The organism is Stenotrophomonas sp. 2201_Sma (genome assembly GCF_056486685.1).
In genome coordinates, this window is sequence record NZ_CM151329.1 from 2,710,505 (window position 1) to 2,735,690 (window position 25,186).

The 25,186-nt window shown below is 67.5% G+C and carries 19 protein-coding genes; 13 read left to right on the forward strand and 6 right to left on the reverse strand.

Translation table 11 applies throughout. From position 1 onward, the window contains the following. Nucleotides 1–379: 379 nt before the first annotated feature. Nucleotides 380–3,175: a beta-glucosidase family protein gene (locus ACZLIF_RS12565; protein ID WP_128990822.1), complete on the reverse strand. Its 2,796-nt coding sequence runs from the start codon at nt 3,173–3,175 to the stop codon at nt 380–382. Nucleotides 3,176–3,509: 334 nt separating this feature from the next. Between ACZLIF_RS12565 and ACZLIF_RS12570 the strand changes: the two genes are divergently transcribed. The 5 genes from ACZLIF_RS12570 (at nt 3,510) to ACZLIF_RS12590 (ending at nt 9,893) form a co-directional block, all read left to right on the forward strand. Further along, entirely contained in the window at nt 3,510–3,944 is a 435-nt protein-coding gene (locus ACZLIF_RS12570) for a VOC family protein (RefSeq protein ID WP_053517644.1), read from the forward strand. Between the two features lie 210 nt (nt 3,945–4,154). Further along, the gene (gene imuA, locus ACZLIF_RS12575) at nt 4,155–4,769 is read left to right on the forward strand and encodes a translesion DNA synthesis-associated protein ImuA (protein ID WP_128990820.1); all 615 of its coding nucleotides are present in this window, start codon (nt 4,155–4,157) and stop codon (nt 4,767–4,769) included. Between the two features lie 9 nt (nt 4,770–4,778). Next, nucleotides 4,779–6,188 (forward strand): Y-family DNA polymerase, encoded by a 1,410-nt coding sequence (locus ACZLIF_RS12580; RefSeq protein WP_111185971.1) that lies wholly within the window; start codon nt 4,779–4,781, stop codon nt 6,186–6,188. A gap of 6 nt (nt 6,189–6,194) precedes the next feature. Then, nucleotides 6,195–9,305, forward strand: a complete 3,111-nt coding sequence (locus ACZLIF_RS12585; protein ID WP_128990817.1) for an error-prone DNA polymerase — start codon at nt 6,195–6,197, stop codon at nt 9,303–9,305. 81 nt (nt 9,306–9,386) lie between these two features. Next, nucleotides 9,387–9,893: a hypothetical protein gene (locus tag ACZLIF_RS12590; RefSeq protein WP_053517653.1), complete on the forward strand. Its 507-nt coding sequence runs from the start codon at nt 9,387–9,389 to the stop codon at nt 9,891–9,893. Between the two features lie 14 nt (nt 9,894–9,907). Here the strand turns inward: ACZLIF_RS12590 and ptsJ are convergent, their stop codons facing one another. Further along, entirely contained in the window at nt 9,908–11,191 is a 1,284-nt protein-coding gene (ptsJ, locus tag ACZLIF_RS12595) for a MocR-like B6 salvage transcription factor PtsJ (protein ID WP_128990815.1), read from the reverse strand. Between the two features lie 76 nt (nt 11,192–11,267). On the opposite strand from ptsJ, the gene ACZLIF_RS12600 reads away from it, so the two are divergent. The 8 genes from ACZLIF_RS12600 to ACZLIF_RS12635 all read left to right on the forward strand — a co-directional run bounded on the left by ACZLIF_RS12600 (nt 11,268) and on the right by ACZLIF_RS12635 (nt 18,556). Then, entirely contained in the window at nt 11,268–12,041 is a 774-nt protein-coding gene (locus tag ACZLIF_RS12600) for a YggS family pyridoxal phosphate-dependent enzyme (protein WP_128990813.1), read from the forward strand. Then, nucleotides 12,038–12,739, forward strand: coding sequence for a glutamine amidotransferase (locus ACZLIF_RS12605; protein WP_128990811.1), 702 nt, complete (start codon nt 12,038–12,040; stop codon nt 12,737–12,739). Before ACZLIF_RS12600 ends, ACZLIF_RS12605 begins: the two co-directional genes overlap by 4 nt. Further along, a complete protein-coding gene (locus ACZLIF_RS12610; RefSeq protein WP_065175302.1) occupies nt 12,736–12,960 on the forward strand; it encodes a hypothetical protein in 225 nt (74 codons plus the stop codon). Before ACZLIF_RS12605 ends, ACZLIF_RS12610 begins: the two co-directional genes overlap by 4 nt. Nucleotides 12,961–13,094: 134 nt before the next feature. Beyond that, nucleotides 13,095–13,604 carry an RNA polymerase sigma factor gene (locus tag ACZLIF_RS12615; RefSeq protein WP_065175303.1) on the forward strand — a complete coding sequence of 170 codons (510 nt, stop codon included), beginning with the start codon at nt 13,095–13,097 and terminating at the stop codon, nt 13,602–13,604. Next, nucleotides 13,601–14,527 carry a FecR family protein gene (locus tag ACZLIF_RS12620; RefSeq protein WP_128990809.1) on the forward strand — a complete coding sequence of 309 codons (927 nt, stop codon included), beginning with the start codon at nt 13,601–13,603 and terminating at the stop codon, nt 14,525–14,527. Before ACZLIF_RS12615 ends, ACZLIF_RS12620 begins: the two co-directional genes overlap by 4 nt. Nucleotides 14,528–14,591: 64 nt before the next feature. Next, nucleotides 14,592–17,063 (forward strand): TonB-dependent receptor, encoded by a 2,472-nt coding sequence (locus ACZLIF_RS12625; protein WP_128990807.1) that lies wholly within the window; start codon nt 14,592–14,594, stop codon nt 17,061–17,063. A 10-nt stretch (nt 17,064–17,073) separates the two neighbouring features. Further along, nucleotides 17,074–17,850, forward strand: a complete 777-nt coding sequence (locus ACZLIF_RS12630; protein WP_241686025.1) for a ChaN family lipoprotein — start codon at nt 17,074–17,076, stop codon at nt 17,848–17,850. Next, a complete protein-coding gene (locus ACZLIF_RS12635) occupies nt 17,843–18,556 on the forward strand; it encodes an energy transducer TonB family protein (protein ID WP_128990802.1) in 714 nt (237 codons plus the stop codon). Before ACZLIF_RS12630 ends, ACZLIF_RS12635 begins: the two co-directional genes overlap by 8 nt. Nucleotides 18,557–18,696: 140 nt before the next feature. Here ACZLIF_RS12635 and ACZLIF_RS12640 read toward each other — a convergent pair whose 3' ends face one another. The 4 genes from ACZLIF_RS12640 to dsbG all read right to left on the reverse strand — a co-directional run bounded on the left by ACZLIF_RS12640 (nt 18,697) and on the right by dsbG (nt 25,168). Then, nucleotides 18,697–20,985: an Orn/Lys/Arg family decarboxylase gene (locus tag ACZLIF_RS12640; RefSeq protein ID WP_128990801.1), complete on the reverse strand. Its 2,289-nt coding sequence runs from the start codon at nt 20,983–20,985 to the stop codon at nt 18,697–18,699. 20 nt (nt 20,986–21,005) lie between these two features. Beyond that, on the reverse strand, nt 21,006–22,358 hold the full coding sequence (gene adiC / locus ACZLIF_RS12645; RefSeq protein ID WP_128990799.1) for an arginine/agmatine antiporter: 1,353 nt from the start codon (nt 22,356–22,358) through the stop codon (nt 21,006–21,008). Between the two features lie 77 nt (nt 22,359–22,435). Further along, nucleotides 22,436–23,866: a DcaP family trimeric outer membrane transporter gene (locus ACZLIF_RS12650; RefSeq protein WP_128990798.1), complete on the reverse strand. Its 1,431-nt coding sequence runs from the start codon at nt 23,864–23,866 to the stop codon at nt 22,436–22,438. Nucleotides 23,867–24,325: 459 nt separating this feature from the next. Beyond that, nucleotides 24,326–25,168 (reverse strand): thiol:disulfide interchange protein DsbG, encoded by an 843-nt coding sequence (gene dsbG, locus ACZLIF_RS12655; RefSeq protein WP_053517670.1) that lies wholly within the window; start codon nt 25,166–25,168, stop codon nt 24,326–24,328. Nucleotides 25,169–25,186: the final 18 nt, after the last annotated feature.

Genomic DNA, 25,186 nt, shown 5'->3' on the forward strand with positions numbered 1-25,186 from the left:
GATGCGGGCAGGACTGATGGCACATGTGCCTATGCTGCCGCTGCGCTCGCCGGGCATGGCCCGGCGCTACCGTATTCCTCGGCCCATCGCTGCGCCGCCGGGCATGGCCCGGCGCTACCGTATTCCTCGGCCCATCGCTGCGCTCGCCGGGCATGGCCCGGCGCTACCGTATTCCTCGGCCCATCGCTGCGCCGCCGGGCATGGCCCGGCGCTACCGTATTCCTCGGCCCATCGCTGCGCTCGCCGGGCATGGCCCGGCGCTACCGCTCGTGCGGGTCATAGGGTAGCGCCGGGCCATGCCCGGCGAGCGCAGCGGCAGCCCGCAAACAGACACGGCCCCTTGCGGGGCCGTGTCTGCAAGCGTGAGTACCACGCGGTGTCAGCGCAGCACCTGCTCCACCAGCTGCACGTCCACCGTCTGCAGCGGTTCGGCGGCATTGCGCGACAGCTGCACCTGGTAGGTGCCACCTTCAATCTTCCACTGGCGGGCCTGCGCATCGTAGTGGGCCAGGGTCTTCGGCTCGGCTTCGATACGGATGCGGCGCTGCTCACCCGGCTGCAGCTGCACCTTGTCGTAGCCGATCAGCCGGATCGGCGTGCTGCTGCCCGCCGGCAGCTTCAGGTACAGCTGGGCCACGTCGGCACCGGCGCGCTTGCCGGTGTTGCGGATGTCCACGCTGGCGACCAGGCGCGAACCTTCCACGCTCACCTTCAGGTTGTCGTAGGCAAAGGAGGTGTAGGACAGGCCATGGCCGAAGGCGAAGGTCGGAGTCAGGCCCTTGGCGGCCATCCACTTGTAGCCGACGTTGGCGCCTTCGATATCGAAATCGAACACATCACCGAACGGTTTGGCCGGCTTGAAGCCCAGGCCATCGATATGCGGGCGCGGCAGCTGCGACTCGTCCGTCACCCAGGTCACCGGCAGGCGGCCGGACGGATTGGCCTGGCCGGTCAGCAGTGCGGCGATGCCCTCGCCACCGCGGATGCCGGGATACCAGGCCTGCAGCATCGCCGGCACCTGCGCCAGCCACGGCGTGCGCACCGGGCCGTTGGTTTCCAGCACCAGCACGGTCTTCGGGTTGGCCTTGGCCACCGCCGAAATCAGCGCATCCTGATTGTCCGGCAGCTGCATGTCCGGCAGATCCACCGATTCGGCGGCCCACTGCGTGGCGAACACGATGGCGACATCCGCCTGTGCGGCGGCCTTGGCTGCAGCCGCGGCATTGTTGCCGTCCACATACGCGATGGTGGCGTCCGGGCGCGCTGCACGCAGCGCCTCCAGCGGCGAGGACGGATGGAACATCACCGGGCCCGGCCAGGTGGTCGGCATCACGCCCGGCACCGCGTTGGTGCCCTTGGCGGTCACGCCCACCATCGACGAACCGCCACCACCGATCACGCCCTTGTCGGCATGGCCGCCGATGATGACGATGCGCTTCACGCTGTCGGCCAGCGGCAACAGGTTGCCTTCATTGCGCAGCAGCACGCTGCCCTCTTCCACCGTGCGCTGTGCCACGGCAAAACCGGCCTCGGCATCAACCTTCTGGTGCTGCGGCGGGTTGTCGAAGTTGCCGTGCAGGAACATCGTGCGCAGGATGCGCGCCACCATGTCGTTCAGGCGCGCCTGCGGCACCACGCCGCCGTGCACGGCCAGGCGCAGCGGCTCGTCGAAGAACACCGCCGCGTCGAACACTTCACCGGCCGACTGCTGGTCCAGGCCGGCCAGCGCCGCCTTCGAGCCACTGTGCACGCCACCCCAGTCGGACATCACGAAACCAGGGAACTTCCATTCCTGCTTCAGCACCTGGTTCATCAGGTAGCCGTTCTCGCAGCCGTAGGTGCCGTTGATCTTGTTGTACGAGCACATCGCCACGCCCGGGCGGCCGGTCTCCAGCGCGATCTCGAAGGCCAGCAGGTCGGACTCGTGCATGGCCTGTTCGCCGATGCGTACGTCATGGAAGTTGCGGCGGGTCTCCATGTCGTTCAGCGCGAAGTGCTTCATCGAGGAGATCACGTGCTGGCTCTGCACGCCCTGGATCAACGCGCCGACCATCGAGCCTGCCAGCAGCGGATCTTCGCCGGCGTACTCGAAGTTGCGGCCGTTGCGCGGATCGCGCTGCAGGTTGACGCTGCCGGAAAGCAGGATGTTGAAACGCTGCTGCCAGGCCTCGCGGCCCATCGTCGCGCCGCCTGCGAAAGCCACTTCGCGGTTCCAGCTCGATGCGGTGGACGGGCCGGAGGGCATGGCGGTGGCGAAGTCGCCGGGCCGGATGCCGCCGGGGTTGGTCACACCGACGCCGGCGTCGGCCGACTGCTGCGAGGGAATGCCCAGGCGCGGCACGCCCGGCACGAAACCGGCCGAACCGACCGCGCCGTCCGGCAGCGGGCCGCCGTCCTTGCCCAGCCCGAAGTAGCTGTGCAGCATCTGGAATTTCTCATCCTCGGTCATCGCCTTCAGCAGCAGCGCAGCGCGGGCGTCGGCGTTGAGGGTGGTGTCCATCCACGGCGCATCGCCCCCCTTGTCGGCGGCATAGGCCAGGGTCAGCAGGGTCGCGCGCAGGGCGCTGCCCTCAACCTTGAACGGCGCACTGCTGGCGGCCTGGAAGCCATCGCTGAAGTAGCTGGCATCGGCTTCCGGGACCACCCGCGCCGGATCGAAACCGGCAGCCTTGGCGGAATCGCCAGCAACAGCGCCGAGCAGCACCGCCGGCGCACCCAGCCGCGAACGCGACACCAGGGCCGGCAACTGCAGGGCACCCGCGCCGGCATCGGTGTAGACCGCAACGGTGTGGCGACCGTCATCCAGGCGCAGGTAGTTCAGCCCCGGCTGGTCCGGGCCGGATTCCGCCGCGATCGGCAACCGGGTCAGCACGGCCTGACCGCGCTGGGTCCGACCATCGTCCTTCCCGGCGGCGATGAAGCGGTATTCGTAGCCCAGGCCATCAGCCAGCAGCTGCAGCGGATCGACCTGGTCGATGCTGCGCTGCACCTGCCGCACACTCACGGCATCCACCTGCAGGGATCCAAGCTGGGTGGCCAGGGCCGGCATCGCTTCGGCCGGCGGCGCCTGCTCCAGGGTCAACACGGTGAACGCGGCGGGATCGGCCCACGCCGGCGCGATGACGGCGGCGGACACGGCGAGGGACAGGGCAAGCGGCTTTGTAAACGTTTTCATCGACGGGCGTAATTCCGTTGCCAAGGCAATCGGTCCAGGGAAAATGCCGCCGAAGGGTGCAGCGTTCATGCCGTACAGGCGTTGCCGGGCAACACCTCAGGCCGGAGGGCGGACCGGTCTGCGCGCGGGACCCTCCTCCCGGCGTGACAACCTGCCTGCCCGGGCCACGCACGTGGCCCAACCTGTGAAGATTGTGCGAGGGCGTTCATGCCTGTCAACAGGACCTAAGGCACAGGCCAACCCCTGCACGCCGGTTATCAGTCCATCACCGGCGGTCATCAGTGGGGTGCGCGGCGCTGCCGATAATGGAAGCCCCTGGCCACGGATCACGCCCATGAACGTACATCGCGACTTCGACCATCTCTGGCGCGACCGCTGTGACACCTCCAGCCAACGCAGCCCGCGCGTGCTGATCCGCGTATTCGTCGCTCCCGGCGAACTGGAGCGCAGTGTGGCGTTCTACGAGCAGCTGCAGGGTGTGGTCGCCGATGCCGGGTTTCCGTTTCCCGATGCAGGACTGCGCCTGGCCATGGTCGGTGCCTTCCTGTTGATCGAAGGCAGCGAGACCGCACTGGCACCCTTCACCTCGACCACGGGCACCCTGCTGGTCGACGATGTCCGGCCCTATCACGACAAACTGATCGCTGCCGGGGCCGAGATCATCTTCCCGCTGCAGATCGTCCCGACCGGTGCGGCGTTCAATGCAGTCCATCCCGATGGCACCGTGGTCGAGTACGTGCACCATCGCCCAGATCCGCAGGGGCGGTGAGTGCGGGGCACGTTGATCGATGAACCGCGCCCGCTCTTCAGCAACCTGAAACGCGGCTCCCGAATTCATTAGTAATTCTACTCACGAGGCGAGTAGCATGTCCGGTCTCAGCCCTTGATACCGGCCTGTCGATACTCGCTCCATGCCAGCCGTTTCCGACAACTATTGTCGCTCTCAGCCAGCCCCCACGCGTTTCCGGACGGTGGGCTGATGGGTGCGGTCATTGCCCTCGACCGTCTCCTGGACGGTCGCCAGCTATGGCGCGGTCCGGCGCGGCACGGCCCGGCCAGCGACCATCTGGCCAGTGGCCACCCCGCCCTGGATGCACGCCTGCCCGGGGGGGGATGGCCGGCCAGCGGGCTGTGCGAGGTGCTGCAGGGCGCGCCGGGTGTAGGCGAACTGGCGCTGGTCTGGCCGGCATTGGCAAAGCTGAGCCACCGCGAGCGGCCGATCGTGCTGGTCGCGCCGCCTTACCGGCCGCATGCGCCGGCCTGGGCCGCGGCCGGGCTGGATCTGGCGCAGCTGCAGATCATCCAGGCCGGGCCGAAGCAGGCGCTGTGGGCCACCGAACAATGCCTGCGCTCGGCGGCCTGCGCGGCAGTGCTGTGCTGGCCACAGCAGGCCGACGACCGCGCCCTGCGCCGCCTGCAGGTAGCCGCCGACAGTGGCCAGTGCCTGGGCTTCGTGTTCCGCGAGGCGCGTGCAGCCCGCAACCCGTCCCCGGCCAGCCTGCGCCTGCAGCTCGACCACGGCCAAGTCCGGGTCCTGAAGTGCCGTGGCGGATTGCCGCCGGCACAGCCGCTGCCATTGGCCATCGCCCACTGAGGCGGCCGCATGGACTGGGCCTGCCTGTTGTTGCCGCAGCTGGCGCTGGATTGCGTGCTGCGCCTGCAAGCGGATCCGCAGCGGCCACTGGTGCTGCTGCAGGGGCCGGCGCAGCGTCGCGTGCTGCGCGCCGTCAGCCCTGCTGCGCGTGCAGCCGGCCTGCGTCCGGGCATGCTGTTGTCGGCCGCACAGGTACTGGTGCAGGACCTGCAGCTGCATGACTACGATCCGGCCACCGAGCTGCACACCCGCCAGTTGCTGGCCAGCTGGCTGTACGGCTTCAGTTCGCAGGTCAGCCTCGACTTTCCGCATGCGCTGGTCCTGGAGATCGGTGCCAGCCGTGCCCTGTTCGGCGATTGGCTGGCGATCGAACGGCGCCTGCGTGATGGCCTGCATGAACTTGGATTCCGTCACCGCCTGGTCGCGGCGCCCAATCCCCATGCCGCACGGGTGCTGGCCAACGTGCATGATGGCCTCGGTATCGATGCAGGACAGTTGCCAGCCCTGTTGGCGCAGCTGCCCTTGCCGCGCAGCGGATTGCCGGCCGATGCGGTGACCGTGCTTGGCCGCTCCGGGCTGCGTACGCTGGGGGCAGTGTTCGACCTGCCGCGCGAAAGCCTGGCGCGTCGCTTCGCGCCGGACGTGCTGCAGCAGCTGGACGCGCTGCGTGGCCAGCCCACCGCACCCCTGCGCTACTACCAGCCACCAGACCGTTTCGACGCACGCATCGAATTCGAGTACGAGATCGAATCCAGCCAGGCCCTGCTGTTTCCGCTGCGGCGCCTGCTGCTGGATCTGGCGGCCTTCCTGTGCTCGCGCGATGGCGGCGTGCAGCGTTTCGACCTGCATTTCGAACACGACCTGCTGCCTGCCAGCGTGCTGACCATCGGCCTGCTCGCACCCGAGCGCGATGCCGCGCTGCTGTTCGAGATCGCCCGTAACCGCATGGAGGCTTTCCCGCTGCCGGCGGGCAGCCGGGCCCTGCGCCTGCAGGCCGAACAGCTGCCGCCCTTCGTGCCCGCCGCACGCGATCTGTTCGACACCCGCCCGGCACAGGCGATGCCGTGGACCCAGCTGCGCGAGCGCCTGCGTGCACGGCTTGGCGATGACGCCGTGCAGCCCCTTGCCGTGCAGGCCGACCATCGCCCCGAACGCGCCAGTGGCACCCAGGCACCCGCCAGGCCACCGGCGTACTGGCCGCTGCGCCCCGGCTGGTTGCTGGACACACCACAGGTGCTGCGTGACCCGCGGCTGCGCATCGTCACCGGGCCGGAGCGGATCGAATCAGGCTGGTGGGACCACGCCGATGCGCGCCGCGACTACTATGTGGTGGAAACCGCACACGGCCAGCGCGGCTGGGCCTTCCGTGAGCGCAATGATCCACATGCACCGTGGATGCTGCACGGCTGGTTCGGCTGAACCACCATGCATGATGAACTGCCCGGCTATGCCGAACTGCACTGCCTGTCGGCCTTCAGCTTCCAGCGCGGTGCCTCCACCGCCGAGGAACTGTTCGCGCGTGCCCGCGGCCAGGGCTACCGCGCGCTGGCGATCACTGACGAGTGTTCGCTGGCTGGCATCGTGCGCGCCTGGCAGGCAGCGAAGACACAGGGCGTGGCGCTCATCGTCGGTGCCGAGTTCCAGGTCGAAGAGGGACCGAAGCTGGCGCTGCTGTGCACCGACCAGGCTGCCTACGCCGGGTTGTGCCAGTTGATCACCACCTGCCGGCGGCGGGCCGGCAAGGGCGAGTACCGCTGCCTGCGCGATGACCTGCCCGGCCTGCCCGACGGCCTGTTGTGCCTGTGGCTGGACCGGCAGCCCGCCGCCACCGATCTGCCACTGCTGCGCGCAGCCTTCAAGGACCGCCTGTGGCTGGCGGTGGAACTGCATCATGAGCACGACGACGCGCGCCGCCTGCAGCAGCTGCAGGCGTTCGGCGAACGCCACGGCCTGCCGCTGGTCGCCAGCGGCGATGTGCACATGCATGTGCGCCGCCGCCGCGCGCTGCAGGACACGCTGACCGCGATCCGTCACCGCTGCAGCGTGGCCGAAGCCGGCTGGCGCCTGTTCCCCAATGGCGAACGCCATCTGCGCCCGCGCACCGCGCTGGCCCGGTTGTACCCCCCTGAACTGCTGGCCGAGACCGTGCGCATCGCCGAGCGCTGCCACTTCACCCTGGACCAGTTGAAGTACACCTACCCGCGTGAACTGGTGCCGGAAGGGCATGACCCGGACAGCTGGTTGCGCGAGCTGGTGGAAGAAAAGATTCCCTGGCGCTGGCCGGAGGGCATCCAGGAACCACAGCGCAGGCAGATCGAGCACGAGCTGGCATTGATCAAGAAGAAGAACTATGCCTCCTACTTCCTCACCGTGCACGACATCGTGCGCTTCGCCCGCAGCCAGGACATCCTCTGCCAGGGCCGCGGCTCGGCTGCCAATTCAACGGTGTGCTTCGTACTGGGCGTGACCGAGATCGACCCCGCGCGCAGTAACCTGCTGTTCGAGCGCTTCATCTCCGCCGAGCGGAATGAACCACCGGATATCGATATCGATTTCGAGCATGAACGGCGCGAGGAAGTCCTGCAGTACGTGTTCAAGCGCTATGGCCGCGAACGCGCCGCGTTGACGGCGGTGGCGATCAGCTATCGCGGCCGCAGTGCGATCCGTGATGTCGCCCGCGCGCTGGGACTGCCGATGGACCAGGTCAATGAACTGGGCGCGGCGATGGACCATTGGGGTGGCAACATTCCGCTACCGGAAACCCTGCGCGAGCGCGGCTTCGACCCGGAGACGCCGCTGATGCGGCGACTGCTGTCATTGACCGCCGAGCTGATCGACTTCCCGCGCCACCTGTCGCAGCATCCGGGCGGTTTCGTGATTTCCGAACACCCGCTGTCGACGCTGGTGCCGGTGGAGAACGCAGCGATGGCCGACCGCACCGTCATCCAGTGGGACAAGGACGATCTGGATGCCACCGGCCTGATGAAGGTCGACTGCCTGGCGCTGGGCATGCTCACCGCCATCCGCAAATGCCTGGCAATGCTGAAGCAGCATGGCCTGCACGAAGGACGCATGGATGCGATCCCGCCCAAGGATGCGAAGACCTTCGACATGATCTGCGCCGCCGACACCATCGGCGTGTTCCAGATCGAATCGCGCGCGCAGATGGCGATGCTGCCGCGCATGCAGCCGCGCACGTTCTATGACCTGGTGATCGAAGTCGCGATCGTGCGGCCCGGTCCGATCCAGGGCGACATGGTGCATCCCTATCTGGAGCGGCGGCGGATCCTGCGCGAACACGGCCCTGATGCACTGAACGATCCGCACAATCCGCTCTACCCACCGCGGCTGGAACGCGTGTTCGCACGTACGCTGGGCGTGCCATTGTTCCAGGAACAGGTGATGCAGCTGGCGGTGGATGCGGCCGGCTATACCCCGGGCGAGGCCGATGCCCTGCGCCGTTCGATGGCGGCCTGGAAGCGCCGCGGCGGGCTGGAGCCGCATCGCGAGAAGCTGTTGGCCGGCATGCTGGAGAACGGCTTCAGTCGCGAATACGGCGAGCACCTGTTCGAGCAGATCAAGGGCTTCGGCGATTACGGCTTCCCGGAAAGCCACGCCGCCAGCTTCGCCCTGCTGACCTATAACAGCTGCTGGCTGAAGTGCCATCATCCGGCCGCGTTCACCGCCAGCCTGATCAACAGCCAGCCACTGGGGTTCTACAGCCCCGACCAGCTGCTGCAGGATGCGCGTCGGCACGGCATCATCGTGCTGCCGGTGGACGTGCGCCACAGCGACTGGGACTGCACGCTGGATTTCAGCAGGGGTCCCGCGGCGATCCGGCTGGGCCTGCGCCTGGTCGATGGCTGCAACGAACAGGTGGCACAGGCCATCATGCGCGAACGCGCGCGACGGCCATTCGACGATGTCGGCGATCTGTGCCAGCGCACCGTCCTGGACCGGCGCCATCAGGGCCTGCTGGCCGATGCCGGCGCGCTGCGCGGCCTCAGCGGGCATCGTCATCGTGCGCGCTGGGATGTCTCCGGCGTGGAAAACCGCCTGCCGCTGTTCGATCAGGCCCGCACCACCGCTGAAGCACGCGTGCCATTGCCGTTGCCCAGTGCGTGGGAAGACATGCAGGCCGACTACCGCAGCATCGGCACTACCCTGGGTCGCCATCCCATGTCATTCCTGCGCACGCAGCTGCGCAGCCGCGGCTGCCTCGACGCCGCACAACTGGCCGGCCACGGCCATGGCCGCCGCGTACGCATCGCCGGGCTGGTACGCATGCGCCAGCGTCCCCAGACCGCCAGCGGCGTCACCTTCCTTACCCTGGAAGATGAAACCGGCATGGTCAATGCCGTGGTCTGGCGGCACCTGGCCGACCGGCAGCACCGTGTACTGGTCGATACCCAGCTGATGCAGATCGACGGCCGACTGGAGCGTGTCGATGGCGTGCAGCATGTGATCGTGCAACGCATGCACTGCCTGGATGAACTGCTGCAGGGCCTGCGCAGCCGAAGCCGCGACTTCCACTGAGGACACACCGCGTCACACAGCGAACTGGTCATGAGCGGCCCGCTTCCGTTATCGTCGGCACATCCAAGGAAGGACGATCCGATGCCCCGTGCACTCACGCTGACCACGCTGCTGGTCTCCACCCTCGCCCTGCTCGTTTCCGGCTGGACTGCCTGGAGCCTGCATCGCAGCCAATCGCCGCAGCGGGTGATCGAAGCCCGGGGCCTGGTCATCCACGATGGCGCCGGTCAGGCGCGGGTGATCCTGGGCGCCCCGGTGCCCGACCCGCGCAGTCGCGGCCAGGTGCAGGGAACACGTGCCAGCGCCCTGTCCGGCCTGGTTCTGCTGGGTCCGGACGGCTCCGAACGCGGCGGCTACGGCACGACCGACCACGGTGGTGAAGCCCTGCTGACGCTTGACGATGCAGCCGGCACCACCGAAGTGTTCAAGGTGGTCGCCAACCCCGACCGCGGCGCCAGCCTGATGGTCAAACACCAGAACAACACCGGCGCGATGCTCACCTCCTGGCAGGGCAAGCCGGAGTTGATGTTCGTGGATGACAGCGGGCAGTCCTACTACGTGCGCCCCGGCGTCAGTGCCGCGCCCTGAAGGACGCGGGTTCATCATCCCAGCACCGCCGCCAGGTCATCGGCCAGCTGTCGCTGCTGCGGTGTTCCCAGCGCCGCACAGGTGATGCGCAGGCCATGGCCGGGGGCGGAAACCGCGAACACTTCGCCGGCACGCACATGCCAGCCGCGGGCGGCCAGCGCCAGTACCTGCGGGCGGCTGTCATCCGGCAGCGGCAACCACAGGTTCAACCCCTCCATCGGCACGGCCTGCTGCACGCCCCGCGCCTGCAGCAGCATCTGCAGCGACTGCAACCGCTGCTGGTAACGCACGCCGGCCGAAGCGATCTTCGCCCGCTGCGGGGCTGATTCCAGCACCGAGACCGCCGCGTCCTGCAGCAGGTGGCTGACCCAGCCGGTTCCCGCTGCCAGCCGCAGGCGCAGCCGTACTGCGGTTTCCTCATCGCAGGCCAGCCACGCCAGGCGCAGATCCGGGCCCAACGGCTTGGACAGCGAGCGCAGCAGTGCCCAGCGCCGGCCATCGACGGGCAGCACCGAGTGGTAGGCCTGCTGCGAGAGCAACGCGTAATGATCGTCGATCAGCACTGCCACCTGCGGGTAGCCGGCCAGCAGCTGGCGCAGTGCCCGCGCCCGCTTCGCATCCAGGCTGGCGCCGGTAGGATTGTGTGCGCGCGGCGTCAGCAATACCGCGCGTGCGCCAGCCTCCAGCGCCCGCCGCAGCGACGCCACCTGCATCCCATGCGTGTCCACCGCCACGGACAGCGGCGTGTGGCCAGCGGCATTGAGCACGTTGAGGCTGCCAAGGAAGCAGGGATCCTCTACAGCGATGCGGTCGCCGGGCAGTAGCCAGGCAGCCAGCAGGCGTTCGATGCCATCGACGGCACCGTGGCTCAGCTCCAGGGCATAGCCCTGCGGACAATCGGCATCCAGCGACGCACGTGCCAGCCGCTGCATGCGCGGGTCGACCGTACCCACGCCATACAGCCGAGGTGGCGCCGGTGCCAGGCGCAGGCTCGGCAACAGCCGTGGGTCCGGATTGCCACCTGCCAGATCGTGCAGCGCCAGCCCCGGCGGACTGCCTTCGCGCGCGACGGGGGCCGGCACGCCACGCACCGTGGTACCGCGCCGCCCCCCCGTACTGGCCAGGCCCGCCGCGTCCAGCCGCTTGTACGCGGCCGCCACCGTGTTGCGGTTGACGCCCAGCCGCTCGGCCAGCTCGCGTACCGGCGGCAGCACGCTGCCGGCGGTCAGCCGCCCGTCGCCGATGCCCTCGCGGATGCTTTCGAAGATCGATTCGGCACTGTGCCCGGTGATTTTCATTTTGTCCTATGCCAAAATAAATCTTGTCCTGTGCCAGTGTATCCCACCCTGGCCACCCTGCATTGGAGGTGCACGCATGCCCCTTGCCGCCGCCGACTGGCCCGTCGCCCGGTCCGTCGAACAGATCGCCACCAACCTGCTCACGGTGCGCCAGCGCATCGCGCGTGCCTGTGCCCGCGCGGGCCGCGACCCGCAGAGCGTGCGCCTGCTGCCGGTCAGCAAGACCGTGGATGAGGCGCGCATCCGCATGGCCGTGGCTGCCGGCTGCCATGAGCTGGGTGAGAACAAGGTGCAGGAGGCACAGCGCAAGGCCGAGTCGATGGCCGACCTTGGCGTGCGCTGGTCGGTGATCGGCCACCTGCAGACCAACAAGGCCCGCCATGTGGCGCGCTTCGCCAGTGAATTCCAGGCGCTGGACAGCCTGCGCGTGGCCGAAGCGCTGCAGCAGCGCCTGCTGCTTGAGGACCGCACTCTGGACGTGTTCGTGCAGGTCAACACCTCCGCCGAACCCAGCAAGTACGGCCTGGAGCCCGGCGCCGTCGACGCTTTCGTGCAGCAGCTGCCCATGTTCGACCGCCTGCGCGTACGCGGATTGATGACCCTGGCCATCTTCACTCCGGAGGTGGAACGCGTACGCGCCTGCTTCGTCCGCCTGCGCACGCTGCGCGACCAGCTGCAGCGCAGCGCGCCGACCGGCATCGACCTGTCGGAGCTGTCGATGGGCATGTCCGGCGACTTCGAGGTCGCCATCGAGGAGGGCGCCACCGTGGTCCGCGTCGGCCAGGCCATCTTCGGAGCACGCGCGACACCGGACAGCGCCTACTGGCCCACCCGTGGAGGGGCCGCATGAAGCACGCAGTCGTCCTGCAACACATCGCCTTCGAAGACCTCGGCACGCTGCAGCCGCTGCTGTTGGCCCAGGGCTGGCAGCTGCACGTGCTGCAGGCCGGCATCGATGCGCTTGACGCGGCCGAAGCGGCTGATCTGCTGGTCGTACTGGGAGGCCCGGTCAGCGTCAACGATGGCCTGCTCTACCCCTTCCTGGCTGACAGCATCGCGCTGCTGCAACGGCGCCTGCACCTGCAGCGGCCGACCCTCGGCATCTGCCTGGGTGCGCAGCTGATGGCACGTGCGCTGGGGGCGGAGGTGGCGCCCAGCGGAGGCAAGGAAATCGGATTCGCGCCACTGCTGCTGACCGACGAGGGCCAGCGTTCTCCCCTGCTGGCATTGCAGGGCATTCCTGTGCTGCATTGGCATGGCGAAGCCTTCGAACTCCCGAACGGTGCGCACCGTCTTGCCAGCACACCCGCCTGCCGCCACCAGGCCTTTTCCATCGGCAAGCATGCACTGGCCCTGCAGTGCCACCCGGAACTGGACGCGCGGCAGTTCGAACGCTGGCTGATCGGCCACGCGCTCGAGCTGGCCCAGGCGGGCATCGACCCGAACGATCTTCGCGCGCAGGCACGCCGCTATGGCGCCCCGCTGGCCGCAGCCGCGACTGCGATGTTCAACCACTGGCTGCAGGAACTACCGGAGAACGCACGATGAACTACCGCCTGCTGGTCCACCGTCACGGCGCCTACTGGGGTCATTTCGACTGCCAAGGGGCCGATGCGCTGCAACGCCTGGAGGCCATCGCCGCGCACCTGCCCAACGCAGCGGGATTCCAGCTGCAACGCCAGAAGGGCATTGGCGAAGAACGCATCCTGTCCAGCAATGCCGAAGGCCTGCGCGTACTCGCTGCACAGATCCAGTACCGCGACCTCTGACGCAGAGAGCGCTGCCGGCCCGCTCGCCTTCGATGCGCCGGCACCATGGATGCAAATGATTCTCTTTTACTGTAAGGTGCAGGCGCTGCCCTTGCCGCCGCGGGCTGTTCCCTTTCCCAGTTGTAGCCCGCCCCGTGTCCACGCCTGTCGAACCGACGGATGTCGCGCATCTGTGCGCCGCCCATTACCGGCCGCTGCACGCCCACGTCCGCCGCAAACTCCCGCAACGCAGCGATGCCGATGACGTCGTCCAGGAGACCTGGCTGCGTGTCGTCAAGGTCGCCGCCAGTGGCCTGCTCAGCAATGGCCGCGCCTACCTGTACCGCGTCGCCCACAACCTGATCGCCGACCATTACCGGCAACGCCAGCGCCGCCGGGAAGACCCGCTGGACGAAGCCTCTCTGACCACCCTCGCCGATCCGGCGCCCCTGCCGGAACAACGCCTGCTCGATCTCGAACAACTGCGTCACCTGGACGCGATCATCGCCGCCCTGCCGCCGCGCTCGCGGCAGGTGTTCCTGCTGGCCCGGGTCGAACAGATGGCCCTGGCCGATATCGGTCGCCAGCTCGGCATCAGCCGGCAGACCGTGCATGGACACCTGCTGCGCGCGCTGGTCGCGCTGCAACAGGTGCCCGGCCCATGAGCCAGGACACGATCGCACGCGAAGCCGCACGCTGGTGGCTCGACGGCCATGACGGTACGCGCGACGAGCGCGCGTTCGCCCACTGGTATCAGGCAGACCCGCGCCATGCAGCACAGTACCTGCACCTGCAGCAGCTGTGGCAGGCCGGTGCCGGCCTGCCCAGCCTGCAACGCCAGCAGCAGCGTCACCGCCGGCGCGCCCTGCGCGAGGCGGGCATCGGCGCCCTGCTGCTGTGCGTGCTGGGCCTGTCGCTCCGCCAGGACGCACCGCCGCCAGAACTGGTGCTGCGCACCACCGTCGGCGAGATCCGCGAGACACCCTTGCAGGACGGTTCGCGCGTCGTGCTGTCTCCGGGCAGCGAGGTGCGCGTCCGCATCGACGGGCAGCGCCGGCAGCTGCAGCTCAAGAAGGGACAGGCCTGGTTCCAGGTTGCCGCCGATGCCGACCGGCCGTTCCAGGTGCGCACGCCGCATGGCAGGGTCACCGCGCTGGGCACCGCATTCGATGTCGCCGTGCAGAACGGCAGCAGCGTGGTGACCGTCACCGAACACCAGGTGCGGGTGGACAGCGGCAGCGGCAGCGGAGAGGCAAGCCAGGGCGAACAACTGCGCTTCGATGGCCAGACACCCGGCACCCCGTCGGCCGCACCGGCAGGCGTGCTCGCCTGGCGCGAGCGGCGCCTGCACTGGGTATCGGCACCATTGGAGGATGTCGCCCGGGGGCTGGACCGCTGGGATGGCGGGCACACCTGGATCATGGGCGCGCGCCTGCGCCAGCAGCGGGTCACCGTGCTGGGCAATGCCGCCGGCGCCACCGGCACCCGCGACCAGCTCGCCCGGCAGTTGCAGGTCCGCGTGCTGCGCATCGGTCCCGGACTGCAGCTGTGGCTGTCATCAACGCACGGCACCGGCCATGCACCCTGACATCGTCCCTGCCCGTGCGTCTTCCCAGGCTGACGACGCTCTGCGTCACTCCCTGGAGACCTCGATGCTGTCCCACCGCCCCCTTGTCCTGGCCTTGTCGCTGGCCTGCGCCAGCCCGGTTCCGTTCCTGTCCGGCCACGCCCAGGCACAGACCGCAACCCGCCACTACGACCTGCCTGCACAGCCGCTGGCCGGCGCACTGGATGCCTACAGCCGGCTCACCGGCATCGATCTGGTGATCGGTGGCGCGCTGCCCCAGCGCCAGATGGCGCCCGCGCTGCGCGGCAACTTCGACGACAGGCAGGCGCTGTCACAATTGTTGGTCGGCACCGGCCTGCGGCCCCGCTTCATCGACGCACGGCGTGCCACCCTCGAGCCGGCGCCTGCCGAGTCCAGCGATGGCAGCCGCCGCACCGGTCCGTTGCGCGTGCAGGGCACTCCTGCACAGGGCCATGCGCCCGGCACCGGCGCCAGCCAGTACCTCCCCGCCACCCGCGATGGCTTCGCGCCAGCCGTTGGCAGCGAACGCGTGGCGATGGCCGAACGCCAGGAGGGCAACAGCCTGCTGCGCTCGATGCCCGGCACGCACAGCTTCCACTCGCGCAGCCAGCCCGGTCTCCAGGTCAACATCCGTGGCATGACCGGCGCCGGCCGCGTCAACACGATGATCGACGGTGTCACCCAGACCTTCCGCAACAACGCCGGGCACGGCTCCGGCGGCCCGTTCGCCTATGTCGATCCATTCCTGCTGGCCGGGGTGGATGTGCAGCGCGGTGCCGTCGCTGGCGGCGATGGCGCTGGCACCCTGGCCGGTACCGCCAACTTCCGCACGCTGGATATCGATGACCTGCTGGGTGAGAGCCGCGACTGGGGCCTGCGCGCCGGCTACCGGCACGGCGACAACGGCTATGGCAGTGGCCGCACCTTCGCCGGCGCCTGGCGCCACAGCGAGGAAGGCGGTGACCGTCAGTTCGGCCTGCTTGCGGCGGCCAGCAGCAGCCGCAGCAGCGAGTACGCGACCGCCAACGGGCAGAAGAACAGCGCCGACCCGGGCAGCCAGCACCCCAGAAGCTGGCTGCTCAAGGCCCGCCTGCAACCCAGTGAGCTGCACCGGCTGGACCTGAGCCACATGCGCTACGAGAACGACTTCTATCACAACTACCCGTGGCAGATTTCGGCACGCAACCAGCGCGCCAGCTATCACTACACGCCCTACACACCCTGGATCGACCTGCGCGCCAGCTTCGCCGCCAACAAGACGCGGCTGTTCTATCCGCCAGTGGAAGTGTCCAGCTACATCGGCCGGCGTACCCACAGCAGCCTGAGCAGCTGGAACATCGACAACACCAGCCGCTTCGAGATCGGCTCGCTGCAGGCACGCTGGAACACCGGCCTCAAGCACCAGTCGGACATCTTCGTTGCTGATACGCCCACCCTGCGCGGCGCCAACCCGCAGGGGCGCAGCCAGCTGGACAGCGTGTTCAGTACGCTCGAACTGCAGTACGGCATCTACGCGCTGACCACCGGACTGCGCCAGGATCGCTACGGCATCCGCGGGCACATCCCGACCTGTTCGGATGTGCCGGGACAGTGCACCCGGATCAACGGCGGGGGCATCGACATCCACCGCCGCCAACATGCACTCAGTCCCAGCCTCTCGGTTTCGTTGCAGGCGACCGACTGGCTGCAGCTGTACGCCGAGGCCTCGCGGACGTCGCGGCCCCCACGCGTGCAGGAGATGTTCTTCGAGAAGATTCCGCTGGAAGGCATGAGCGATGCCGATGGCGTAGGCGCCAATCCATTCCTGCGCCGCGAACGCTCGCGCAACCTGCAGTTCGGCGCCAATCTCAGCACCGACTCGCTGCTGCGCGACGGCGACCTGGCCCAGTTGCGGGTAACCCGCTTCGACAACCGCATCCGCGACTACATCAAGCCGCAGTACCTGCTGATCGTGCATCCACCGGAAATCGAGCCCGTCGTGGTACCGATCGACAGCGACCCGCAGCTTTCGGCCTGGACCGATGCGCTGGATGTGGACGACTTCAGCGTCACCACCCGCTGGATGAACGACCCGGGCGTGGTGCGCATGCGTGGCATCGAGCTGGAGGCCCACTACGCCAGCGAGCACTATCACGCGACGCTGAGCTGGACACGATCACACACCAGCGCGCCCACCATCGAGTTCGTCAACCTGGAAGACATCACCGCGCTTCCCGACCGCTACTGGACGCTGGACGTCGGCGGTCGCTGGTGGCAGCAGCGCGTGCAGGCCGGCGTGCGCGCCGAATACTCCGGCCCCACTGAGGAAGGCTACGACTTCTTCCAGACCCGCAAGACCCGCGGCACGGGTGTGCTGCTGGACTTCTACGCCAGCTTCAAGCCACAGGCCAGCACCACCGTATGGCTGAACATCGAAAACCTGCAAAACAAAGCCTATGACAACAATGCCTCGATCGACAGCATCTTCAGCCCGATCCTGGACCGCGGCAACGGCCGCGGCCGCACCGTCTCGATGGGCGTCAACGTGGCGTTCTAGCCGACGCTGGTTGCCGCTGTGCCTGCTTGCCGTGCTGGCGACCGGGCAGGCCCAGTCGATGCCCGGCACGGTGATCGACCTGGCCAGCGGCCGGCCGTTGCAGGAAGCGGCGTTCGTGCAGCGCGTCGCCGCCGCCCGGCACCTGTTGCTGGGGGAACGCCATGACGTCGCCACCGACCATGCCGCCGAACGCTGGCTGTTGCAGGCCCTGCACCAGCAGCGACCACAGGGTGCGCTGGTCCTGGAGATGATCGGCAGTGAACGCCAGCCCCGCCTGCAGCGCGTGCAGCGCTGGCTGGACAAGGGCAACCGTGCCGACGGGCAACACCTGCAGGAACTGCTGGACTGGGACCCTCGTTGGCCGTGGTCGGCCTATGGCGGACTGGTGCAGGATGCCGCCGCTGCAGGCATCGCCCTGCACGGTGGCAATCTCTCGCGTGCGGAGGTCGACGCGCTGCTCGCTTCGTCGGCGCCGGCGCGCTTCCCGGTGCCTGGCGCACGCCACCGCCTGTCGAACGTAGTGCTGGCCCAGCACGCCGACGCCGCACCGCTGCTGGAAGGCATGCTGGCCGTTCAGCAGGCCCGCGATTCGCGTATGGCGCAGGTACTGACAACCGCGCGGACACCCGCGCTGCTGGTTGCCGGCCGCTGGCATGTGCTGCGTGGCACCGGCGTACCAGGCTATCTGCCCGCATCCACACCTGCGCTGGTGGTCGCTCTGGCATCGGCGGAAGAAGCCATCGACGCCAGCGACGCCGACCTGATGTGGGTGATCGCAGATGAGTGAACGCAGGCAACACTGGCAGGCAATGGCGATCACCGTCGGGATCCACCTGCTGCCGCTGCTGCTGCTCGTGCACTGGGTGGCAGCCCCGCCTACGCTGCCGCCGCCAGAGCAGGATGTGCGCATCAGCCTGCGCCTGCTTGCGCCGGCTGCACCGCCACAGCCTGTGGAGGAACGCCAGGCCGAACAGCCCAGCCAGGCGCAACACGCGCGCGCCGCGCAGCCACGGAAATCGCCGCCGCCACCCGCGCCGACCCACGCGCGTGAAGGCGAACTGGCCGCCAGCGAGATCGCCGGCGCCGGCCGGCAACCCACGCAGGTCGCCCCACCTGCGGCCGCGGCCGATGCCCGTCCCGCACCGGCATCGATCTCGGCCGCGCCGCCTGCTCCGGACGCCCCACCCGCGGACGTCCAGGCCGGCGCTGCCAGCGACCAGTGGGAAGCGCGGCTGATGGCACGACTGGAGCGATACCGCTACTACCCCTCCAGCGCTAGATCGCGGCGCCAGCAGGGCACCAGCTGGGTCCGCGCCAGCATCGACCGCGACGGACGCCTTCTGGCGCTGCGCCTGGAGCAGTCCAGCGGCCAGTCCCTGCTCGATGACGCGGCGCTGCAGACCTTCCGCCGCGCACAGCCGCTGCCACGCATTCCCGACGAAATGAAGGCACCGCAGGAACTGGTGGTGCCCGTGGAGTACTACCTGCGCTAGGCAGTCCGCGCTTCCGCTTCGATCTCGAACAGCATGCCAACCACTGCCAGATGCAGCAACGGGATCAACGCGACGGTGCACCGGGCCCCCTCCTTGGCAGTCCTCCGCACCGCGATGCGTGCGGAGGACCACGGAGTGGCTCAGGCCTTCAGCACTTCCACCTTGTACGAAACGGCCTCGCCGTCGTGCTCGATGATCAGTCCGTGCACGTCCGACTCGAAGCCCGGGAAGCGCGCATTCTGCTCGCGCGCGATGCGCAGCGACTCGATGATGGGCTCATCGCTGGCACCGAAGCGCTCGCCCGGCATGATGGTGGGAATGCCGGGCGGGTACGGCACCAGCATGGTCGCCGCGATGCGGCCACTGAGCTGTTCGATGTCCACCCGTTCGATTTCCCCCTTCACCAGATGGTTGTAGGCATCGGCCGGGGTCATCACCGGCGTCGGCAGGTCCACATACATCTCGCGCATCACCCGGGCCACTGCGAACTCCTGGTTGAAGGCGTGCAGCGCATCGCAGAGGTCGCGCAGTCCCCAGCCGGCGTAGGCAACGGGATAGTCCGCCGCCAGCGTCGGCAGCGCCTGGCTCAGGGGGGCGTTGCGGTCATACAGCTCCTTGAACGCCATCAGCTCGGTGACCAGCGTGCTCCACTTGCCCTTGGTGATCCCCATCGAGAACAGGAACAGCACCGAGTAGAGGTTGGTCTTCTCCACAGTGATGCCACGACCCCACAGGAACTTGCTCAGCACCGCCGCTGGAATGCCCAGCCGGCCCATTCCGCCATCCATCGACAGGCCGGGGGTCAGCAGGGTCACCTTGATGGGATCGATCAGTACATAGTCGTCCACCAGATTCTCGAAACCATGCCAGTGCCCATCCGGCTGCAGGTACCACTCCTCCCGCTTGGCCACCATCGGCGCCGGCGTGTCGCCCTTGTCAAGGCTGCGCTCGACCTTGGTCGGCTGCCACACGCTGAACCACCAATCATCACGGCCGAGGTCGTCGCGCACATGCAGCATGGCGCGCCGGAATGCGATCGCTTCGTCGTGCATCTCCTGCACCAGCGAGCGACCGGCTTCGCCTTCCATCATCTTCGACGCGACATCACAGGCAGCGATCACACCGTAGTGCGGGCTGGTGGAGGTGTGCATCATGAACGATTCGTTGAAACGCTCGGCATCCAGATTGCGCTGTGCCGAGTTGCGCACATGGATCATCGAGGCCTGCGAGAACGCGGCGAGCAGCTTATGGGTGGAGTGCGTGGTGAAGATGATCGCATCCTGCTCGCGCGGCTTGCCCTTGGCCATGCCGTAGTGGTTCTCGTAGAAGGGATGGAATGCGGCGTAGGCATACCAGGCTTCATCGAAGTGCAGAAAGTCCACCGCACTGCCGATCTCGTCGGCGATCTTCTCGGCGTTGTAGCACAGGCCATCGTAGGTGGAGTTGGTGACCACGGCGATACGCGGCTTGGAGCCCGCCGTGTATGCCTTGCTCGCCAGCGGGTTCGCGGCGATGCGCTGCTGCAGCGATTCCGGAGTGAACTGGTCCAGGCTGATCGGGCCGATGATGCCGTGCGCGTTGCGGCTGGGCGTGAAGTACACGGGTACCGCGCCCGTCATGATCAGCGCATGCAGGAGCGACTTGTGGCAGTTGCGGTCGACGAACACCACATCGCCGCGCGCCACCGTGCCGTGCCAGACGATCTTGTTGGCCGTGGAGGTGCCATTGGTCACGAAGAACGTATGGTCGGCGCCGAAGTTGCGGGCCGCTTCGTTCTCGGCCTCCTTGATCGGCCCGGTGTGGTCCAGCAGCGACCCCAGCTCCGGCACCGAGATCGACAGATCACTGCGCAGCGTGTTCTCGCCATAGAACTGGTGGAATGCACGGCCAACCGGTGATTTGGTGAAGGCCACGCCACCGGCGTGGCCGGGCGTATGCCAGGAGTAGTTCGACTCGGCGGCATGATGGATCAGTGCCTTGAAGAACGGCGGCAGCAGGTGCTGCATGTAGTCTTCAGCGGCCCGCATCACCTGCCGGGAGATGAAGTTCTTGGTATCCTCGAACAGGAAGATGAAGCCGTGGATGTACTTGAGCAGCTTGCTCGGTACCTTCTCGATGGTGCGGCGTTCGCCGTACAGGAAGACCGGCAGGTTCGCGCGGCGCGCACTCTGCTCGCGCAGGAACGCGGTCAGGCGCTGGAACTCGCCATCGACTTCCTCGCTGCCATCGATCGATATCAGCACGGCTGACGCCGCGACATAGGTGCGTGCTCCTGCACGGGCATCATCCAGGTTCAACCCGCACAGCACGCGCTGGTCGTTGCTGCGCAGCTCTTCCACCAGAGCGCGGATCAGGATGCCGCCGATGCGTGGTGAGTCGTAATCACCGTCGATGACTATGACCGGATAGTCCAATGACTTGAAATACACGTTGTTTCTCCTTGTCCGAATCAGGAATGCTGCGCGCCGGCAGAAATCGCCGCCGCCTCGCGGGCACGCTGCCGCTGCTGGCGGCGCTCCTCGCTGAAAAAGGGATAGAACACGGTGATGAACAGGACGAACAGGAAGGCGTACTGCACGATCGTTCCCGACGAGCCATAGATCGCCCACAGGCAGTACACGACGGTGAGGCTGGTCAAGGTCCAGAACGCGCCGGTATGCACCAGGGTGTGCGAGCGTTCGACCACGAAGTAGCAGGCCACGCAGGAATAGATGTAGGGCAGCAGGGTCAGCACCACCGCGGCCGAGGTGATCACATCGAACTGCGCGGATGCCGTTTCCGAGGTGGAAGTGACCAGCACGGCCAGCGTCATCAGCACCGCCACGATCAGCACGCCCTTGACCGGCACGTCATCCTTGTTGGTTTTGCTGAAGATGCTCGGGAACAGGCCATCATCCGATGCGGCCTTCGCGCTCTGTGCGGTCAGCAGGATCCAGCCACCGAGCGAGCCGGCCGCACCGATGAACGCGCACAGGCTGACCAGCGCACCGCCCCACCCCCCCACGGCCTTGGCCGCCGCCAAGGCGAACGGCGCGTCCGAAGTCTGCAGTTCACCGTTGGGGACCATGCCCATGATCACCGACGAACTGGCGATGTAGGCGATGGCCGCAAGGAACACGCCGGCCAGCGTAGCGCGCGCGACATTCTTCTCCGGGTTCTCGACCACGCCGGCGGTCACCGACGCTGACTCTACGCCAATGAACGCCCACAGCGTCAGTGCGGCTGCACTGGAGATCGCACCGAAGTTGGATTCACCGGAGACGTTGTAGGCCCCTTTGAAGATGTCGGCATCGAAGAAGAACCAGCCGAAGATGGCGATGCCCAGGATCGGCACCAGCGCGAAGCTGGTGGTGACGGTCTGCACGCGACTGACGAAGGCCGGACCGATCACATTGGCGAAACTCAGCGCCCATACCAGCACCAGGACCGCGATGCAGCGCACCAGCGGCTCGGACAGGATCGGGAAGAAGTAGCTGAAGTAACCCACCGCCGCGATCGGGATGGCGACATTGCCGATCCAGTTGGCGAACCAGTAGATGGTATTGGTCTGGAAGCCCATGTAGGGGCCGAACCAGTCGCGCGCATAGGCATAGGGGCCGCCGGCCTTCGGGGCCAGCTTGCCCAGTTTGGCGAACACGAACGCCAACAGCAGCGCACCCGCCGTGGTGATCAGCCAGCCCCAGATCGAGGCGGTACCGATCTTGGCCAGGCTGGAGGGCAACAGGAATACGCCTGAGCCCATCATGTTGCCCGCGACGAGGAAGGTGGCTCCCACCACCCCGATCTTCTTTGCCTTTGCCATGACAATCTCCTGTACCGGCATCAGCCCGGTTGCGCCGGGCATGGGGGTTGGCTGCGCTGGCGTGCTGCCGCTGGCGCCTATTTGATGAAGTTGTACTGCAGGCTGCCCTGCACTCTTACTGTGTCGCCGCGTGCACCGTCCTGCTGCTGCAGGCGGCCGTAAAGCAGCTCCATGCCCATCGTCCACGAGGGCGCGGGGCTCCAGATCAGGTTGAAGACGCCGTAACGGCTTTGCCGGAACGCGTCACTGGCAAGAGCGGCGTTCCGCTCCAGCGTGAGCTGTCCGAAAATCAGATTCGAGCGCCACAGATCGGACCAGTAATGGGTGTAACCGACGAAGCCGCCGTGCAGATCCAGTGCCTCCAGGCGACCGTCCGCATCCACCACGGCATCCAGGCCGGAGCCGGTCAGATCAGCGGTGTAGCGGCTCAGGCCGCGGCCGCCCAGCACACCGAACAGCAGCAGGTCGCGCGTGCCCACGGAAGCAGAACCGCTGAGCTGCAGGCCGCCGGCGATGCGCCGGTCGCGCTGGTCCTGGCCGTCATAGGCCAGACTGCGGGCCACCGCACCCAGCTGCAGGTGGCCCCAATCGCGCTCCATGCGCGCGGTTACCGTGACATCCGGCAGCCGGTTCACCGCCGCCAGCGTCTCGCTGGCCCCGGCCAGTTCCGTCTCCGGGTCTTCGGCGGCGATCGTCAGCGTGCTTCCCTTGCCCAGCGCGAAACTGTGGTGGATGCCGGCCACCAGCAGGTAGCCAGCACCTCCCGGGCCTGCGAAATCCAGCGTGTCGGGCAGGCTGTCGGCATCCATGAAGCTGGAGTAGCCATAGCCGGCATAGGTATTGCCAAGCTGCCCATAGGCGTGGCGAAGACGGAACTGGTATCCATCGCTGCTGCCGAAGAAATCATTCTCCAGATAGAAGCGCAGGTTGCCGTGCGTGGTCGGCCGGCGCGCCTCGAAGCTGAACCGCGTCTGCTTGGCGTGGATGTTGAAGTTGGAAACGTCGCGATGGCTGTCCCCTACCGGCATCGATGAAGGGATGAACTGGTCCTCGTCCCCCGCCCGGCGCGAGTCGGCGATGGCATCGAGCTTGGCATAGCCGCCGATGCGGATGACCGTGTCGGTTCCGGGGATGGCGAAGAAGCCTTTCAGATCCGCGTCGGTGGGGCTGGCAGCGTTGTCTGGACGCGAGGCGGCCGTCGACGGGTCCGCCACTGATTCGCGCGCCGGCAGCACCGGTTGCGCCACGCCGGGCACGCGGGTGGGCTGCAATGTGGCGGCCGTCGTCGCCGGAGCTGGGGACACGGGCGTAGGCGTAGCAGCAGGCACGACGCCCGCATCATGCCGCTCGAGCTGGTCCAGGCGTTGCTGCATGCCTTCCAGGGCCTGTCGCATCGCCGCAATCTCACGGCGCAGCGCCTGCGCGTCGTCGTCGGCAACCGCCTGCGCCTGCAGCGGCGCAGCGGCCAGCGCGGCCAGGCAGGCAAGACTCAGTACTGCCATGCGCATTGCATCCCCCGTGCACGAACACTCGCCACGCGATGCCGGACCGCACGCGTGCGCCGTCCTGGCTTCGCTCCGCCGTTGCTGGAAATACGGATACTGCGATTAAGACAGACGGTCGCCGGCAGGTTCGTACCGCCGATGAGGCAGCGACCGGAGCAGTCTGGGTAGCAAGCGCAGAGTGAGAGTGTCGTGAATTGCGATGCAGGCATGCTCTGGGTAGAGCCCTGCGTGTGCAGCAGTGCAGAAGCGATATCGCTGTATTTCATGCGTCACAGGCTAATGCGCATGTCGTTTTTGGCCTTGATTGGAATCAAGGCACGATGCTTGATCTCAGTCACGATTCAGACGTGACGGCGAACAAGCACTGCGCAGCCGTTCAGCCCGTCATGGCCATGCAAACGCAGCAGGCCCGCACGTTTCCGTACGGGCCTGTCGATGACACCCTGCATGCAGGATCGCTTTTCAGCGTGGACCCAGCACCGTCTGCAGATCGGCACCCTGTGGAAGACCGGAGCGACGCTGCACCTGGCCCTGCGCATCCTGGAACAGGATGCCCGGCGTACCCTGGAAGCCCATCTCGATCATCAGGACCTGGTTGGCATCCAGCTTCCCCGCGATCTCGCGGCTGATGTTCGGCAGCGGTTTGATGCCACCGCGGTCGAACTGGCGCTCATTCTCCAGCAGCGCCGCGCTGGGGTCGCGTGCGGCCAGAATCGCGGCCGCCTTGGCCGGGCTGTCCTCGCGGATCACACCGACCATCACATGACGCAGCTGCACCTTGCCGGCATCCACCCATGGGCGTGCCGCCTCCCAGAACTTGTGGCAGTACGGGCAGTTGGCATCACTGAATGTGTAGACCACGCGCGGTGCGTCGGCCTTGCCATCCCGCACCCACGCACTGGCGTCCAGCTTGCTCCACATCTTGGCCGACATCGGCGCGGCCACCAGCTTTTCCACTGCATCAGCGGCGACATCGTTACCCTCGGCATCGAACAGACTGCCTACCACCACATGCTTGCCGTCCGCGGTCACGTAAGCGGCGGCAGGCTGCTGGCCACCGACCACGCCGGCAAAGCCGCGCAGCCCACCCGGTGCGTCGAACTCGGCGACGACCTCGAAACCATGCTTCTCGATGCCCTTCAGGACCGCCGGGCGATCCCCCTTGGCAGCGGAGGCCGGCGCACCGGCTGCCGGCGCAGCTCCTGCCTTGCCCGGTGGCGTCTGCGCCTGGCTGCAGGCGGCCAAGGCCAGCAGGGCCGGCAGCAACAGCACCGCAGGAACGGTGCGCAGGGAAATCAACGACATGGGAACTCCATAGTGGGA